Consider the following 16,972-nt stretch of genomic DNA (forward strand, 5'->3'; position numbering starts at 1 on the left):
ACAATTAAACTTATAGTGTGGTAACCGATCGATTCTTGGTCTTTTCATGGTAAAATAAGTATAAAAAGAAGAGGCAGGAAGAAAATGAATATCCAACTACAAACAGAAAGACTAAAACTTACTCCTTGTTCTGAGCAATCATTATCAACTTATGCGACTGACGAATTCGAAATTGGGCCTCATATAGAAATGTATCTTGAAGAAGTTAAGGAAGATGCCTCTGTTATTGGATGGGGCGTTTGGCTAGTTATAGATAAACAGAACAATAAAATTATTGGAGACCTTGGATTTAAAGGTAAGCCTGATGCAGAAAAATCCGTTGAAGTAGGATATGGAATCACCACTTCAGAACAAAACAAAGGTTATGCAACAGAAGCATTGAAATGTGTCTTTGAATGGGCATTTAACTTTAATTCAGTAGAAAAAATAAAAGCTGAATGCCTTAGAGATAATACCGCCTCAATTAGAGTTTTAGAGAAATTGAACATGCAGAAATCAAAAACTGATAACGACATGCTCTACTGGCAATTAAATAAATGAACTATTCTTTAAACAATCAGAACGTTAGTTGAAAGATAATGTATAGGGGTGTTTGTCATGAAATTTATATCGAGTATGTTGTTGAAGCCTAAATTGAACAGTTTTATTTTTGAAACGTTCTTAACGGAATTCAATGTTTTCTATTACTCAATTATAGGGTGGTTCAAACAGCCAAACGTGAACGATAGTGAAAAAACGTATTCTTATCATAAGACCTCTCAACTAAAGACCTTTGTAATTGTGTTTTCAATTATTATTCTTTTGGAAGGGATATTATTTCATTATCTAATCCAACTATGGAGTGATGTAGCTGCATGGGTTTTCACCGCACTAAATATTTACGCTTTGTTATACATAATAGGGCTATATAATTCTGCAAAGCTATTACCTCATCGTCTGTTTTTAGACCACCTTATTATCCATTTTGGATTTCAGAGCAGTATTAAATTAAATCTCAGTGATATAGATTGTATAAAAGCCGTTGAAGAAAAAGGTGATATTTGGGGGGATAAACCTAAAGACAAATACCATTCAGTGTTAAATGTGGATTCGCCTCAGTATGAAATTTTCTTAAAAGAACCTTCTCTAATGAAAAGCTCATATGGGAAAAAGAAATACGTTAAATCAGTTTTATTTAGGGCTGATAATCCAACTAAAATGCTTGAGAAGATAAATAATAATATTAAGTGTACAAGTAATGAGGCGGAAACAAGAGAGTTTTGACACTTATAGGTCATCTTTAAGAATTCGATTGACCATGAGGATCCTGTATAAAATTTTTTTCATCTTTAATTCCTATTTTTTTATATCCTCGAAAAACCTTTATGAAACAAATAAAAATATAACAAAAATTGATATGAATACTGTATCAGCAATCGCCAAGTACAATCCAGCGTTCGATTTTTTCACTCTTGCTAAACTATAATTAAATAAGCTGTCGTATAAACTTATTACGAACAAAACGAATGAAATAATTACGACAAAAGTGCTCTCCGTAATTAACACTGCAAATATGTAAATCAGCCATCTTCGAAAGAAATTAAACAATAATCCGATAAAAAGCAAGGAAAGCGAGGCTGGATCAACTTCCAAATCATTAGAAGAAATCTCGTTAAGTCCTTTTTTTATATTCTTATAATCCCTTAAGAAACTAATGTTAATTACCAATACAATTAAGCAGTACAAAATAATATAAATATCTTCATTACCTTCTATAAGATCCCACAAACCCTAACCCCCTCGCTTTTATTGCCTAAAAAAACTAGTGCACCTTCTCCACGTCATAACCCTCTTCTTCCAAAATCGAAACGATATGAGGTTCTAGGATCAAGTGAAGGCTACCCACAATCACGAAATATGTTTGGCCTTCGCCATTCTCTAAGAAGCCTTCGATTTCCTCTGCCATACCATAATTTCTGTCATCATTAATTGCCTTCATGAATGCCTCAGCTTCTTCATCAACCTCATCTGTCGCAACTTCTTCTTCCATCAATGAATCCAATAGATCGTCTTCGTCTCCAGCTTTATATAACTCGAACATTTCAAGCATATCCTCTTCCATTTCTTCAAGTGAAATCAAAGAATCCTCGAGCATTTCAATTTGATACTCTTCAGACGTGTCAGCGAAAATTCCTAGCTGCTCCTCCACCGTTTCAAGGTCTTGGACTTCTTTGTCATCCATGTTTGCTTTATTTAGAAAATATTGGTCCACTCCGAATGTGTAACCTAATTCTTGCATCATCAGCTGCTGAATCAACGTCGATAAAAACCAAGGTTTATACTGTTCAACCATCTCGACACCTAGACCAAAGCCGTTCAATGCTTGATCAACTTCTTTGTATAGATCTTCTGGCAAATGGTCTTGAAGAGTAGTTCCATCTTGATAAGTTCCTAACTCATTATTCAGTTGCTGCATTTCTCCCATATCCACATTATTCAAATCGATCTCGGGTACAATCACATCAGATTCATGATAAGCCGTTTCTATTTTTTCATGTAATGGATAAAAATCTCTTGTTCCTGCATGAATCGTCCCCTGCAGGTATACAGTAGTTCCCTCATTCTCTACTTTCCACAGGAATCCGCCTGGGCCATCAGGTCTTCCGTATGTTTTTTCATTATGTATGACTTCAATTTCGTTAGCGGTCAATTGATCTACAATTTCTTGTTGATCATCAACATCTCTATAAGGATTCTCCGATAAGTCAACCTCTTTTAGACCTTCCATTTCAAGCAAAACACTGATATCTGAAATGTCGTTATCCGAAAGGTCCAACATTTCAACTCCATCAAAGGCTTCCAAGCCACTTAGTTCCATTATCTCACTTTCAGATAAATCTAATTCGGAAACTGTTTCTACATCGCTGACTGACCAGTCCTCTTCTGTGTTATCTATTTCATCAGCAATCGCGGCTTCCAAGTTTTCATCGGAAAACTCTACTGTTTCTTCCGATTGACAAGCTGCTAACAAACCTACAACCATTACCATCACAATAAGAATTCTCTTTTCTTTCACCACTCGAACCGCCCCTACTTTTCCAGATAATTGAATCGTACCAAACCCCTCTACCAATAGCAATAACACTTAGTACAAAATTGTTCCTCAATAAAAGGTTTCAGTTTCATCATTACGTGGTAATGGATACGTAATAACTTTGTCGAATTTTTAATAACAATTTGCAATAAGTACATGTTCTTTGAGCGTTTGCAAATACTATTTATCATCCAATGAACGAATAATCCAACCATGTTAGTGGGGAACATCTATGAATATTCATTTCACGTCACTTGAACAATTAAATATTTCAAATATATGGGGACCAAGGGAACAGGACGTATCGGACTTATCTTTCCATTCCGACCGAATCGACCCTCCCTCTATTTTTTTCTGCATAAAAGGTTCTACAGAGGACGGGCATAAGTATATACTTGACGCCATTCAAAAAGGAGCCAAAGTGATTGTCGGGACGAACGAGAAGGTCCTCGAGCAATCAAGCTCATTACATCCTGATCTTACGTTTATTTCTGTAAAAAATATCAGGCAGACAATGGCCATAATTGCTAAATATATGTATAAAAAACCGGATGAATCATTAAAAACTATAGGAATCACAGGGACCAATGGAAAAACGACTGTCGCCGCATATGTGCGGTCATTACTTTCTTTATTAGGTATACGTACAGGATCTATCGGGACGACCGGCATTTGGTCAGATAACCAAAAGCTCCCCTATAAGAAAAGTACACCTACCACTCCTGAATCTTTAGATATATTCAGGATTTGCAGACAATTATCAGATTTGAAAAATGATGCCGTGGCGATGGAAGTCTCTTCAATTGCCTTAGACCAGTACAGAGTGGAGGGCATCGATTTCGATGTGGCCATTCACACCAATTTTTCTGAAGAGCACTTGGAATATCACAAGACAATTGAACATTACAGAGATTGTAAATTACGTTTGTTCAAACAAGCTAAGACTGCGGTTGTCAACATTGATGACGATGGTATGGCTGACGAAATTCTAGAAACGTACACAGGACCATTAATCACTTATAGCCTTGAGAGTGATACAGACGCCGATTTATTTGCATCGAAGGTCAATGTAGATGAAGATGGAAGCTATTTCGATCTTACTTATCAAAATCAAACTTACGAGCTTTTTGTCCCTGTCTTCGGTGATTACAATGTTGCGAATGTGTTATCAGCAATTGGTTGCGCACTCCACCTAGGCTATACAATGAATGAAATCATACATGTCATCGGAAAACTCGAAGGTCCACAAGGGCGGTTTGAAGTAATTTCTAAACCAAACAACCAAAAAGTGATTCTTGATTACGCCCATACACCCGTTGCACTAAATCGCCTAATTGAGGAAGTTAAGAAACTAAAGTATGAACGATTGATTGTCATGATTGCGGGCATTGGCATACGCGACTTCAACAAAATGCCAAAGATGGCACAGATGATTGAAGGACAGGCTGATGAAATTGTCGTGACAGTCGATCACCCTGGCTATCATGACCCACAAGAAGTAGTCGATCAAGTGATGACAGGTTTCAAAGAACCCACTGCATCAAACATCCACACTTCATTAACTAGAAAAGAAGGTGTGGAGAAAGCATTACATCTCTCCAATGAGGGCGACATCATTCTTTTGACAAGTGGTTGCATTAATGACGCTCAGATTATCAAAGGGAAGGAGGTCCCTCATTCTGATACGGACATTATTGATGACTACTACGAAAAATCCCTTTGCTAATTTTTTTAGGCAGGTAACTATTAGTTATCTGCTTTTTTCGGTTATGATTAAGGGAAATAAGGGTATGAAATGATAATAGACTTACATAAAAGGGCGATGAAAAATGCAAATTTACAGAAAGTGGTTCCAACGGAAAAAGTGGCTATTCATAATAGGCCTAGCACTTATTTTAATTACAATGATGCTCTTCCACAGACTCAAGCCAATTCCGGAAGGGATGTCATATGCAGGGGATGTTCATCAGATTGCAGAGGATGATATTGAATTTTTGTATGATCTGACATACGAAAAAGATGGCGAGGAAGTTTATGATCAATCAATTTTTGATACGTTATACCGAACGATTGAAGAGGCCGAAGAATTTCTCATCTTAGACATGTTCATGATTAATTCATATACAGACGGCTCTCGGGATTATCCAGAGATCAGTTCAACCGTTTCGAACAAAATTCTTGAGCAGATGGAAGAACACCCTGACTTAAAAGTTGTCTTCATCAGTGATGTTATCAACACCACTTACGGGTCACACGAGGCAGAACAATTAGCCCCTCTCCGTGAGGCAGGAGCTGAAGTCATTTTTACAGATCTAAACCGTTTACGGGATCCAAACATTTATTATTCAGGACTTTGGCGTTCTGCGTTCCAATGGTTTGGGCAGAAAGGTAACGGATGGATTTCGAATCCGATGGTCAAAGATGCTCCCCAAATCACGTTACGTTCCTTCCTGAAATTGTTCAATGTAAAAGCAAATCACCGGAAAGTAGCAATTACAGAAAATGAAGGAATGATCATTTCTGCCAATCCACATGATATGAGTGGTTTTCATTCTAATATCGGCTTTAAAGTCAAAGGTGAGATTTTAAAAGATATGATCACCGCCGAGAAAGCTATCGCAGAATTTTCAGGAGGAGATATGGGAGCTTTTCCTACCGAAGAGGAAGTCGATGAACTAGTTGAGCCTTCTGAAGGTGAAGATTCCGGAGTGCAAGCTCAAGTTGTTACAGAAAGTAAAATTGAAGCATCAGTAGTAGATGCCATCAATCGTGCAGAAAAGGGCGATGAAGTCTGGGTAGGAATGTTTTACTTGGCCGACCGTGAAATCGTGGATGCGCTCGAGGCTGCAGCTGATCGTGAAGCAGAGGTTAGAATCGTACTAGATCCGAACCAGAATGCTTTCGGTAACGAAAAAATGGGACTTCCGAACCTTCCAGTAGCTGGGGAATTGCAAGAACTCAACACTGACTACCTCAATATTAGATGGTATGACACGAATAAAGAACAATTCCATACTAAACTTCTTTACGTCCGTTATTCTGATGAAAGTGAAATTATTGGTGGATCCGGGAATTATACATCACGAAATATGGATAACTATAATCCAGAAGAGAACTTAAGAGTCATCGCTTCAAATGATAGCGAGATTACGAACAATGTGGACGAATATTTCAATAGAATTTGGAGTAACGAAGATGGCATATACACTGTTGAATATTCAGAGAAACAAAACAGACTCTCAACAGTCAAATATATAGGGTATTTATTACAAAAAATGTTCCAAGTAACAACCTATTAAGCCTGAGAAATTTGTACTCAATCTATTTTTACTTTTAAATAAAACCTCTATCTTAGCTATAGACAATTTGTCGGTAGCAAGATAGAGGTTTTTCATCGATTTAAATATGTTCATTTCGCGAGGAAAGCTGTGCCTCGGAATATTTTTCAATCATTGCAAAATTATTTCCCCGGAAATAATGCCAAGTTTCGACACCAAATTAGCTCTTAGCATCTCTCAAAAACGGCTTGAAAACTCGAGTGGCAATCAACAACCCTATGCCTCCTACCCCTAGCAAGATAATTACCGAAAGGCCGATGTCTAAAAAGTTAGCACCTCGGAGCATGATGTCTTGAAAGCCTTGTTGCGCCCAATATTGTGGTACGAATAGACCAATGGTTTGAATGAAATCAGGCATGATCTCCATAGGAACCCATAAGCCTCCTAACATCGCCCCACCTAATGCAAGAATTTGTGTGATCATGATGCCGAAATTCTCACTTTTAGAAAATAGAGCTATCGCTAAGCCTAAGCCAGTTGTCGTTAACGTCAACGCTATAGTTAAGACAGTGATTGCTACAAGATCTCCTAAGTATAAGTCGTACACAAAATAGCCGAATCCCAGCAGTGCCCACGTTTGTACAAAAACGATCAGTATAAAAGGGATCCATTTACCAATTAAATATTGGTACTTATTCAATGGTGTGCTCGTAAGTCTTGCAAGCATACCGCTTTCTTTATCTTTAAGAAAAGAAGTAACCATGGAAATGATGATGAAAAATGTGAACATAACTGTATAGCCCGGTACAATTTGAGTAATGGCATTCATTTCTTCCGACTCATGACGCGTTTGATCAATTGTTACTGGGGGCTCCAATAGTGCATCTTGCTCAACTTCATCATCCACATACTGTGTAATCATGCGGTTAATCTTTTGTTCTTGAAACCCGTTTGCTATATTTTCTAATAAATTTTGAACGGGACGTACGTTATCTTGCTTAACTCCATCAAAATGGAATTCAACTTCATTCGCTTGACCTTCAAATAATTTTTCCTCAAATCCCTCAGGAAGGAAAACGAAAGTACTTATTTCACCAGATTCGATCAAAGAAATAGCTTCCTTTTTGCTCTCAGCTTTCTCTAATTCAAAGACCTCCGAGCCCTCAACGGCTGAAAGGAACTGTTCAGACATCTCAGTTTCATCCTCGTCCATATAATGGATGGTATATGTAACATTATCTACTTCTCCAAACATAAAGGCGAATAAAACAATAAATAGAATCGGCATTCCGAGTAACCAGAAGAAAAAGCTCTTATCCTTTAATTGTTTCTTCAATTCATTTTTAGCTATACTCCAAATCATAAGCTTCCTCCTCTAGTCTCTTAACGAAGTGCCTGTCAGTGTCAGAAAAATATCTTCTAGGCTTCGTTTAGAAATCTCCAAACGTTCAACACTTATATTTTTTTCTATGAAAATACTCGCCAAATCATCCATGACTTTTAACGGTTCTTCCGTTTCCACGACAAAACCATCCTTCACCTCTGTAACCTCTCCGAATGTAACCAAATCTTTCTTTTTAATGCCTTCACTCTGTACGAAGATGGAAGGGGTGGCGTGCTTCTTCAATATTTCACGGATTGAACCATACTCGACGATATTCCCGCTATCTATCAAAGCGATTTCATCACAAAGATTCTCTACTTCTTCCATGTAGTGACTTGAATAAAGCACAGTCTTTCCTTCTTTTTTTAAATCTTTTATAATATCAAAGATATAATTTCTAGATTGAGGGTCTACGCCAACTGTAGGCTCATCCAGTATGATGATTTTCGGGTTATGAAGTAATGCACAAGCGATATTCATCCTCCGTTTCATCCCACCTGAAAAAGAAGAGACTAAATCTTTGCGACGGTCATACAGTCCGACTTTTTTCATTACCTTGTCCATCGCATGCTTTAAGTCATTTCCTTTAAGGCCATAAATTCTACCAAAGAACGAAAGGTTATCGATCGCAGTCAATTTTTCTTCTAGACAAATCTCCTGTGGTACATAGCCTAGTTTTTTCTTGATAGAATCACGGTTTTCTCTCAAAGGTTGGTCAGACACAAGAGCCTCACCCTCAAAATCTTCTAAAATACAGGACAAAATCTTCATCAATGTTGATTTGCCTGCTCCATTTGGTCCAATTAGCCCAAAACAAATACCATTACTGATATGTAGATTCACGTCATCAAGAGCAACCCTTGGTCCGTAATGCTTGTGAATATGGTTAAGCTGAATCAATATCTCACTCCCTAACATTTTTTATCTATTTACTACTTAACATTATACATAATTTTATGGGTATTCTTTCACATATATTATATCTAAGATTGTTTTATAACTATAAACTATCATTAAAAAAGTCGGGCGAAAGTACCCGACTTTTTCTACTAAGCTACCAAATCCAAATGGCTACCAGCGTCGATATGATCAAACCACACATAACTGGAATGAAGTTTTTGCGAGCCAACTCTAAGGCTGAAACACCACAGAACCCTGCTACTGCAACTAATGATGACCATGCGACTAGCGTTCCACCACCCGTCCAGATTGAACCCATCTGTCCGATAGCAGCTAGTGTTGCTGAGTCGATATCACCTGTCGCCAAAGCTCCTGACAATGCTCCAGTTAGTGGTAGACCAGAAAATCCTGATCCATCTAACCCAGTGATGATTCCAATGATCAATATCCCAAAGGCGGTCAAGAATGCACTTTCTGGAATGACGTTTTGACCCGCTTCAACTAGATCGAATAATAATGCCGGGCCCGCTTCTTCTCCCATCGATAATATTCCTGCAGAAAAGTCGCCACTTCCAAGAAAGAAAAAACCTGCAATTGGGATAACTGGACCCATAGCCTTGAAAGCAAAGACAAAGCCATTGGTAATATGTTCACTTATACGGTCCAACGCTTTTACTTTACCAAAAGCGATCGAAGCTGCGGCTAAAAGTATGACGGCAACTCCACCGATTAAAGCTGCACCGTCCCCTCCTTCGAACCCACCTTCTCTTCCACCTGAGAATTTGGTATAAATCATAAAAACCATAATACCAAGCATTGCTAGCGGAACGAGAATAGCGAAGATCTTTTTCAAACGAGGTGAGGAGGTCGTAGCCATCGTACTCGACACTTCAGACTTCGTTTGACCAGGTAACGTCTTCAATTCTTCCAGGTTTTCAGGATCATCTGGCTTCCTAATATTCTTCCTTGTCATAAAGTAAGCTATTGAAATAGCTATTGCACCAGCGACCAAGGAAAGTAACAAAGCCTTACCGGCTACTGCACCTGTCGAAACACCTGCAGATGAGGCACTAAGCATAGGTGCTACCTGCATAATATAGTCTGAAGATAACGCCATCCCCTGCCCAGCCAAAGCTACTACCATTGCTGCCCCTATAACAGGTAAACCAACGCGGACTGCTGCTGGTACCAATAAAGCACAAATCAAAGGAACTGCTGGGGTAGGCCAAAAGAATAATGAAATGACAAACGTTATTCCAATCAGCACAACATAAGCAATGTGCCCATTGGTCATAATCTTTTGCACAGGCGCAATCATTTGCTGATCGGCACCTAAATCTTTTAATGAATGAAGTAAAGCGACCATAAACGTAATGATTAAAAAAATACTGAATAACTCTTTGGCAGCCGTTAGATTCGCATTAAAAACTGCCGTAAAACCTGTTACTAAACTTCCTTTATATAACCACGCCACTAAAAATGTTCCTAAAAGCGTCGGTAAGACGACTCCTTTACGGAACACCATTGTCAGTATTACAACTAACGTCACGATGGCGTAAGCCCAATGAGCTACTGTCAATTCCACCTTGATGTCCCCCTTTTGGAACATCATATGTATACACGCCTATGTTGGTGCGCGTACGAAACGAACAAACTACTTTTTTACATTTACATTTCAAATTGGCAGAATGAGTTTAACTTTTCATACATTCGGATATCTGAACAGCACAAGCTAATAATAAAAGTAGCTTACAAAGAGAACCATATATTATAAATTCAAAACTGGAGGTAATATCATGAACCTTATGAGAGCGAAAGATATCAAAGAAGATCCAAATATGAGAAACGTAATTTATAAAGACGAGTATGTTTATATTGAAGATATTGATGATGAAAACCAGAAAGCTACCATACACTACGTTAAACGTTCGGAAACAAATTTCGAAGTGGACGTACAAGAATTAAAAGAAGAAGAATAATTCACTCAAAAGAGCCTCTTTTTAGAGGTTCTTTTTTGCATAATTGTTAGTCAATTGTTTAATGCTTAATCAGAGCTCTTTTTAAAAACAAGGAGGAATGACAGGTATGGATCCAAGAGATATGCAAAAGGGCAGCACGCCTCGCCAACATCAGGATAAACAACCAGGCATTGAATCAAAAATGAACCCTCTCCCTCATCAACCTAAAGAGTATAAAGGAACCGACAAACTGAAAGATAAAGTCGCTTTAATTACAGGTGGCGACAGCGGAATTGGCCGTGCGGTGTCCCTTCTATATGCTAAAGAGGGAGCACATGTGGCCATCTCGTACTGGGATGAACACGAAGACGCTGAAGAAACGAAGAAAATGGTCGAAGCAGAAGGGGTCAAGTGCCTCCTGTTACCGGGGGATATTAAAGATCCTTCACACTGCGAAGACCTCATTTCTAAAACAGTTGAAACCTTTGGAAAGCTCAATATTCTAGTTAACAATGCTGCCATTCAATACATTCGTGAAAATATTGAAGACATTACGAACGAAGAGTTTGAAGAAACGTTCCAGACGAACTTTTTCTCCCAGTTCTATTTGACGAAGGCAGCCGTTCCACACATGTCATCAGGCGATTCCATCATCAATACATCGTCGATCAACGCTTACCAAGGGAACGCGATACTAATGGATTACTCAGCAACTAAAGGAGCTGTTACAGCCTTTACACGAAGCATCGCACAAAGTTTAGCTGATCGCGGAATCCGAGCGAATACGGTTGCACCTGGACCCGTTTGGACCCCATTAATTCCTTCTTCTTTCGGTGAAGATGGTGTTGAAAAATTTGGGCAAAACAATTTAATGGGTCGCCCAGGTCAACCATCAGAACACGCTTGGCCATTCGTCATGCTTGCATCAGATGAATCATCTTATATGACAGGACAAGCGATTCACATTAATGGAGGCTCATATACCTCTTCTTAAAATCAAAAAAGCAGAAGCGACCTAAGAGTCCCTTCTGCTTTAATCTTTATATTATATCCACTATGCATTAGCCCTCTTGAAACTGACCGTCGCAAGCAGTACAAGCACGACTGAAAAAGCTACAATAAATAAGATTTCTTCAAATATCGTCACTTGTCTGCCGAAAACTGAAATGTTCAAGCCCATCGTTTCCGTAACAACGGATGAAAGGTTATCAACATCGATCATAATTTTCTTCATGACGTCCACTCCGTATGTAACGGGGTTAATTTTAACGATGACGTCCATCCAAGCGGGCATGTTATTCACCGGGAACAAAGCTCCGGATAAGAAAATCATCGGCATGACCAGTATTTGCACTGTCAGCTGAAATCCTTGAGTAGATCTTATAAGGCTCGCAAATAACAGCCCTAATCCAGATAAAGCACATGCTAACAAAAACATGAACGGAATCACCTGAATGATCGCCATGAAATCATAAGACAATCCAAGGAACGGAATCAGAGCAAATAAGATGACTCCTTGAATCGTAGCAACCGTCGCTGAACCAAGCATTTTACCTACCGCAATACTTACACGTGAAATCGGGGATACTAGAATTTCCTTCATATACCCGAAGTCCTTATCTTCAATCACGGACATCGCAGAAAATACGGAAGTCATCAACAGTGTCATCGCAACGATTCCTGGAAATACGAACTCAACATAGTTGAAACCTTCAGCTTCTCCCATGTTGCCTGTCATCATCGTTTCCATCGTGCCACTCATTCCTCCACCGAATATTAGTAAAAATAGTATCGGCATCGTAAAAGATCCAAAGAGTCTAGCCCTGTCGCGAAAAAATTTCGTTATATCTCTTTGCCAAATGGCGAAAATACCTTCCATATTAGTTCCTCTCCTTTCCCCATCGATTATTTGTCACTGCTCTCACCGATTTTTCTACCTGTAAATGCTAGAAATACATCATTCAAAGTCGGTTTTCTGATATTCAACCGAGTGACTGGGATATTCAATGTCTTGATGAATGTAGAAATGAACGCGTCACTACTGGAGACCTTCAAATGAATCGTATCCTCTTTTACTGTCACTTCCGCCCCTTCTACCTTTTCACGGATTTCTTCAAGGGCCTTCTCATTATCCTCTGTAGATAGCTCTATGATATCCCCGCCGAGTTGATCTTTTAAAGCTGTCGGAGAATCAATAGCGATAATTTCTCCTTTATCCATAATAGCGACACGATCGCTGATTTCAGCTTCATCTAAGTAATGAGTAGTCAAGAACATCGTAATTCCTTCTTTTTCCTTTAACTTCAAAATATATTCCCATAGATGAGCACGTGTTTGAGGGTCTAACCCCACAGTCGGCTCATCCAAAAACAATACTTTCGGGTAATGCAGCAATCCACGTGCGATCTCTAATCTACGCTTCATTCCACCGGAGTAAGTTTCTACTCTTTGTTTGCGCTCGTCCACTAAATCCACAATTTCCAAAACTTCTTGAATACGTTCTTCCCGTTTCTCTTTAGGGACTTTATAAAAACGACAGTGCAGCATTAGATTTTCATTGGCTGTCAACTTTTCATCTAAGGTGTTTTCTTGAAAGATGATCCCGATACTTCCTCGTACCTCATCCTTATGTTTCTTTACATCATAACCATTGATGACGATACTTCCTGAAGTTGGAGGCAGCATCGTACAAATCATATTTATGGTAGTACTTTTCCCAGCTCCATTCGGTCCAAGAAAACCAAAAATTTCTCCTTTTTCTACTTCAAAATTTATACCTTTAACAGCATCCACTTTTTTATATGTCTTTGTTAAATCATTCACTTTAATAATTGATCCCATAACTTGAACTCTCCCTTCAAGTGACATAATCACTACTCGTATTATCTATTTAATGGTAATGGAAGTCAAAATCCTCTAGGAGAAACGATGAAACTAAGTATATAAAAAATAACCCGCTCACTTGGAACGAGTTATAAACTTATAGATTTAATTTAATTTTTGTCGACTCATCGTAACACTCTGCCTGTTCAACTTCTCATCAAAGAATACAAGTTCGAAGGTATCCTCAGCTGTTAAATATATAAGGAAGTTTCTTTTCACAGGTTCCTCTGACACAGAAACCCCTCCACCATTGTTACTATCTGCCTTTACTTGAGCAGGATACAGGTACAACTTATACGCATTAGTGTCCAAAGGTTCAAGTTCGTACTTTGCCACACTAGGAACCTCAGATTCATTGATTAGATTGTTCTCCATTATGAGAAAACCCTCTTCATCAAAAGATAGTTTCGCTAAAGTATTTGTCTCTTTCAGCAGATTTTCATCTTGGCTGATCCAATCTCCTTCTAATAATGGTAAATCGACTGTTTCCTCAGGTTCTTGGACTGGCAAATATTCATAGATGAACTCATAGAGTCCCATTTCTAATCCTTCATATCGTTCTTCTTGGATGCCTGAATCAACCTCCAACTGGTAAGTAGGCACGAGCGGGTCCGTATATGAAACGATGTTTTCAGAAATGGACTGAACATAGCCACCTTTGAAATAAATATAGGTTTGGTAAAAATAGCGTTCATCTTTTTTAAATTCATCTTCAGGAAAAGCAACAATCGAGGATGATACCCCCGCATAACCTAACTTCACACCATCGGATGTAAGCATAGACATCGGAAAGTAAGTAGTTCCATCAGCATCTTCAACAATATCTTGGGCATCTCCGTCACTGTCCCGTATCATGATCGGATACTCTGTCCCACCAGGCTCAAATTCCATTGCTTTCTGTTCTGCTTCCTCACTATCTGCAGCTTCAGGCTCTTCCTCCACTTCAGGTGATGTCTCTTCTTCTTCACTTGATTCATTATGTATTTCAGTCTCGTTTTCACTTTGATCATCTGCTACTACCGTGTCATCACCTTTTTCTAATACAATGGAAAACAAACTAGCTCCAACCGTAATGAAGCTGATGATAATAAGCGAAACTGTGAATGGAGTGAATGCGTTCTTCTTTTTTCTCAAATTCACAGAAATCAATAGAACATAAAGAAAGATAACTACGATGCTTGCTGCTAGTAATGCTAAAGTAATGTTGCTCATGATCTTCCCCTTTGAAAATATTATTTCGACCGCTTCTAGTATTGTGTTGTGTGACCGGATGTATGAAAGTCGCTCACCATAGTTTACCATAGAGTTCTTTCATCTGTTATACCTAGTAGTTATTTATAACTAGAACAAATCAAATTTCAAATGGAAAAATTTAACGGTAAAGTTAAGAAAGAGTGAGATTGTTAAATAAAAGTTGTGGCAGGATTAATTGGTCTAGAGGTGTTAAGATGTACAAAATATTTAGTTGTATTTTTATAATAAGCGTAAGTTTCATAGTGGGATGTTCCGACTCAACAACATATAACAATGATGATGTAGCTGCTGTTGTAAGAGGAGAAGAAATAACAGTGGGAGACATTCGCTTTTTTGCCGAAATTCAAGATGAAGACTTTCCTAAAGCGGTTGAAGCAAAGGTTAGGGAAACTATTGTTATTCAAGAAGCTAAGAAAATGAATATCAATGTCTCAGATGAGGTCAAGAAATCTGTTGAACACTTTGGTATTTACCCGCCAGATGATGTAGATACTGAACAAGCGAACAAAATTAGAGATTTCGCAGAATCTCAGGCTGAAAAATTTCATATGGAACCTGAAGAGTTTCATAAGAAATTCATTAAAAGAAGTGCTGAGAGAAGTGCATATCAAAACGCATTTTTCAAAGAACATTTAGGTAAGCCTGATACACATGAAGAGGCCGAAGAAATGAATGAAGAAATACAACTGATCGTTGATGGACTGATGGAGAAACATGAGGATGAAATTGAAATACTCATTAATTAATGGAATATCATTGGTCAAGGAATGAATAAGAAAATATTAAAAGCGAGCTCTTTACCCCAAATGGTTAAAGCTCGCTTCTTTAGTCAATAATCCTGAATCTAAGCCTTGCTTAGCATCTTTTTTGCTTTCTCTATTTGTAGTTTCACTTGTTGCTGTGACGTTCCGCCTGTACTATTTCTGGCTGCTACCACATTCTCAGGGGCCAATACGTCATAAATATCTTCTTCAAATAATTCATGGAACTTCTTGTATTCATCAAGAGTCAGGTCCAGTAAATATCTCCCGCTTTCGATGGCATAAAGAACGATTTTTCCAATGACTTCATGAGCTTCACGGAATGGAAGCCCTTTGGTCACTAAATAATCAGCGATATCTGTTGCATTAGAGTAATCCTGACTTACTGCCTGATACATATTTTCCGATTTAACTTCCATCGTCTCGATCATCGGAGCAAGTAACTGCAACGAACCTTCGACTGTCTCCACCGTATCGAACATGCCCTCTTTATCCTCTTGCATGTCTTTGTTGTAAGCTAGCGGCAATCCCTTCAAGACCGTCAAAAGACCCGTCAAGCTGCCGTAAACTCTGCCCGTCTTTGCGCGTAACAATTCCGGTACGTCTGGATTCTTTTTCTGTGGCATGATACTTGATCCTGTAGAAAAAGAGTCATCAAGCTCAATGAACTGGAATTCCTGGCTACTCCAAATGACCATCTCTTCAGACAACCTAGAGATATGCGTCATCATGATCGAAGATGCTGATAAAAATTCCAGTATAAAATCGCGATCACTGACGGCATCCATACTGTTAGGATAAACTTCATCGAACCCTAACAATTCAGCCACTCGTTCACGATCAATTGGAAAGGTCGTCCCCGCAAGTGCACCGGCCCCTAGTGGTAACCAGTTCAAGCGGTCTAGACTATCAATCAAGCGTGATTTATCGCGTTCCAACATCCAAAAGTACGCCATGAGATGATGGGCAAATGATATTGGTTGTGCACGTTGTAAGTGCGTATATCCAGGAATCAGCGTATCAATATTATTTTCCGCTTGAGAAACAATGGCTGACTGGACCGCTTCAACTAGATCAATGATTTGATAAGTATGATTTTTTAAATAAAGATGCATGTCAGTCGCTACTTGGTCGTTCCGACTTCTTCCAGTATGAAGCTTTCCTCCAACAGGACCAATTTCATCAATCAGAAACTTCTCTATATTCATATGAATGTCTTCATTAGCAACATCATACGTCAGTTCTTCTTTTTCGAGCTTCTCTTTTACCTTAAGCAATCCTTCAGAAATTTCTTTCGCCTCTTCTTCAGAGATAATTTTACGCTCTCCAAGCATTTGGACGTGTGCTAAACTTCCCTGGATATCTTCATTCGCTATTTTTTGATCGAAGGCAATCGAAGCAGTGAGCTCCTCAACAAGTTTATTAGTGTCCTTTGTGAACCTTCCACCCCAAAGTTTTGACAAGCCTGATCCCTTCCTTCT

16 protein-coding genes are annotated in these 16,972 nt (G+C 38.7%); 7 read left to right on the forward strand and 9 right to left on the reverse strand.

Annotated features, from left to right (window positions below; genetic code table 11):
* Positions 1-84 precede the first annotated feature (84 nt).
* Both CEY16_RS11325 and CEY16_RS11330 read left to right on the forward strand, forming a co-directional pair.
* Entirely contained in the window at positions 85-540 is a 456-nt protein-coding gene (locus CEY16_RS11325) for a GNAT family N-acetyltransferase (protein ID WP_238378837.1), read from the forward strand.
* 57 nt (positions 541-597) lie between these two features.
* Positions 598-1,263 (forward strand): hypothetical protein, encoded by a 666-nt coding sequence (locus CEY16_RS11330; RefSeq protein ID WP_101332146.1) that lies wholly within the window; start codon positions 598-600, stop codon positions 1,261-1,263.
* A 99-nt stretch (positions 1,264-1,362) separates the two neighbouring features.
* Here CEY16_RS11330 and CEY16_RS11335 read toward each other — a convergent pair whose 3' ends face one another.
* Both CEY16_RS11335 and CEY16_RS11340 read right to left on the reverse strand, forming a co-directional pair.
* The gene (locus tag CEY16_RS11335; protein ID WP_101332147.1) at positions 1,363-1,767 is read right to left on the reverse strand and encodes a hypothetical protein; all 405 of its coding nucleotides are present in this window, start codon (positions 1,765-1,767) and stop codon (positions 1,363-1,365) included.
* A gap of 34 nt (positions 1,768-1,801) precedes the next feature.
* Positions 1,802-3,112 (reverse strand): TraB/GumN family protein, encoded by a 1,311-nt coding sequence (locus CEY16_RS11340; protein WP_101332148.1) that lies wholly within the window; start codon positions 3,110-3,112, stop codon positions 1,802-1,804.
* 193 nt (positions 3,113-3,305) lie between these two features.
* On the opposite strand from CEY16_RS11340, the gene CEY16_RS11345 reads away from it, so the two are divergent.
* Both CEY16_RS11345 and CEY16_RS11350 read left to right on the forward strand, forming a co-directional pair.
* Positions 3,306-4,799, forward strand: a complete 1,494-nt coding sequence (locus CEY16_RS11345; RefSeq protein ID WP_101332149.1) for a UDP-N-acetylmuramoyl-L-alanyl-D-glutamate--2,6-diaminopimelate ligase — start codon at positions 3,306-3,308, stop codon at positions 4,797-4,799.
* A gap of 103 nt (positions 4,800-4,902) precedes the next feature.
* On the forward strand, positions 4,903-6,372 hold the full coding sequence (locus CEY16_RS11350; protein ID WP_101332150.1) for a phospholipase D family protein: 1,470 nt from the start codon (positions 4,903-4,905) through the stop codon (positions 6,370-6,372).
* Between the two features lie 199 nt (positions 6,373-6,571).
* On the opposite strand, the gene CEY16_RS11355 is transcribed toward CEY16_RS11350, so the two are convergent.
* From CEY16_RS11355 to CEY16_RS11365, 3 genes are all read right to left on the reverse strand, one after another.
* The gene (locus CEY16_RS11355) at positions 6,572-7,714 is read right to left on the reverse strand and encodes an ABC transporter permease (protein WP_101332151.1); all 1,143 of its coding nucleotides are present in this window, start codon (positions 7,712-7,714) and stop codon (positions 6,572-6,574) included.
* 12 nt (positions 7,715-7,726) lie between these two features.
* Positions 7,727-8,635 carry an ABC transporter ATP-binding protein gene (locus tag CEY16_RS11360; protein ID WP_101332152.1) on the reverse strand — a complete coding sequence of 303 codons (909 nt, stop codon included), beginning with the start codon at positions 8,633-8,635 and terminating at the stop codon, positions 7,727-7,729.
* Positions 8,636-8,789: 154 nt separating this feature from the next.
* Positions 8,790-10,220 (reverse strand): hypothetical protein, encoded by a 1,431-nt coding sequence (locus CEY16_RS11365; protein WP_101332153.1) that lies wholly within the window; start codon positions 10,218-10,220, stop codon positions 8,790-8,792.
* Positions 10,221-10,431: 211 nt separating this feature from the next.
* Between CEY16_RS11365 and CEY16_RS11370 the strand changes: the two genes are divergently transcribed.
* Complete coding sequence (locus tag CEY16_RS11370) at positions 10,432-10,614, forward strand: H-type small acid-soluble spore protein (protein ID WP_101332154.1); 183 nt, start codon at positions 10,432-10,434, stop codon at positions 10,612-10,614.
* A gap of 106 nt (positions 10,615-10,720) precedes the next feature.
* Positions 10,721-11,587 (forward strand): SDR family oxidoreductase, encoded by an 867-nt coding sequence (locus tag CEY16_RS11375; protein ID WP_101332155.1) that lies wholly within the window; start codon positions 10,721-10,723, stop codon positions 11,585-11,587.
* 60 nt (positions 11,588-11,647) lie between these two features.
* On the opposite strand, the gene CEY16_RS11380 is transcribed toward CEY16_RS11375, so the two are convergent.
* The 3 genes from CEY16_RS11380 to CEY16_RS11390 form a co-directional block, all read right to left on the reverse strand.
* A complete protein-coding gene (locus CEY16_RS11380) occupies positions 11,648-12,472 on the reverse strand; it encodes an ABC transporter permease (protein WP_101332156.1) in 825 nt (274 codons plus the stop codon).
* 26 nt (positions 12,473-12,498) lie between these two features.
* Entirely contained in the window at positions 12,499-13,434 is a 936-nt protein-coding gene (locus CEY16_RS11385) for an ATP-binding cassette domain-containing protein (protein ID WP_101332157.1), read from the reverse strand.
* Positions 13,435-13,581: 147 nt separating this feature from the next.
* A complete protein-coding gene (locus tag CEY16_RS11390) occupies positions 13,582-14,688 on the reverse strand; it encodes a hypothetical protein (protein ID WP_101332158.1) in 1,107 nt (368 codons plus the stop codon).
* Positions 14,689-14,924: 236 nt separating this feature from the next.
* Between CEY16_RS11390 and CEY16_RS11395 the strand changes: the two genes are divergently transcribed.
* On the forward strand, positions 14,925-15,476 hold the full coding sequence (locus CEY16_RS11395) for a SurA N-terminal domain-containing protein (protein ID WP_143484618.1): 552 nt from the start codon (positions 14,925-14,927) through the stop codon (positions 15,474-15,476).
* Between the two features lie 98 nt (positions 15,477-15,574).
* Here CEY16_RS11395 and argH read toward each other — a convergent pair whose 3' ends face one another.
* A complete protein-coding gene (gene argH, locus CEY16_RS11400) occupies positions 15,575-16,954 on the reverse strand; it encodes an argininosuccinate lyase (RefSeq protein WP_101332160.1) in 1,380 nt (459 codons plus the stop codon).
* Between the last annotated feature and the right edge of the window lie 18 nt (positions 16,955-16,972).

Source organism: Halalkalibacillus sediminis (assembly GCF_002844535.1).
Taxonomy (GTDB): domain Bacteria; phylum Bacillota; class Bacilli; order Bacillales; family Alkalibacillaceae; genus Halalkalibacillus_A; species Halalkalibacillus_A sediminis.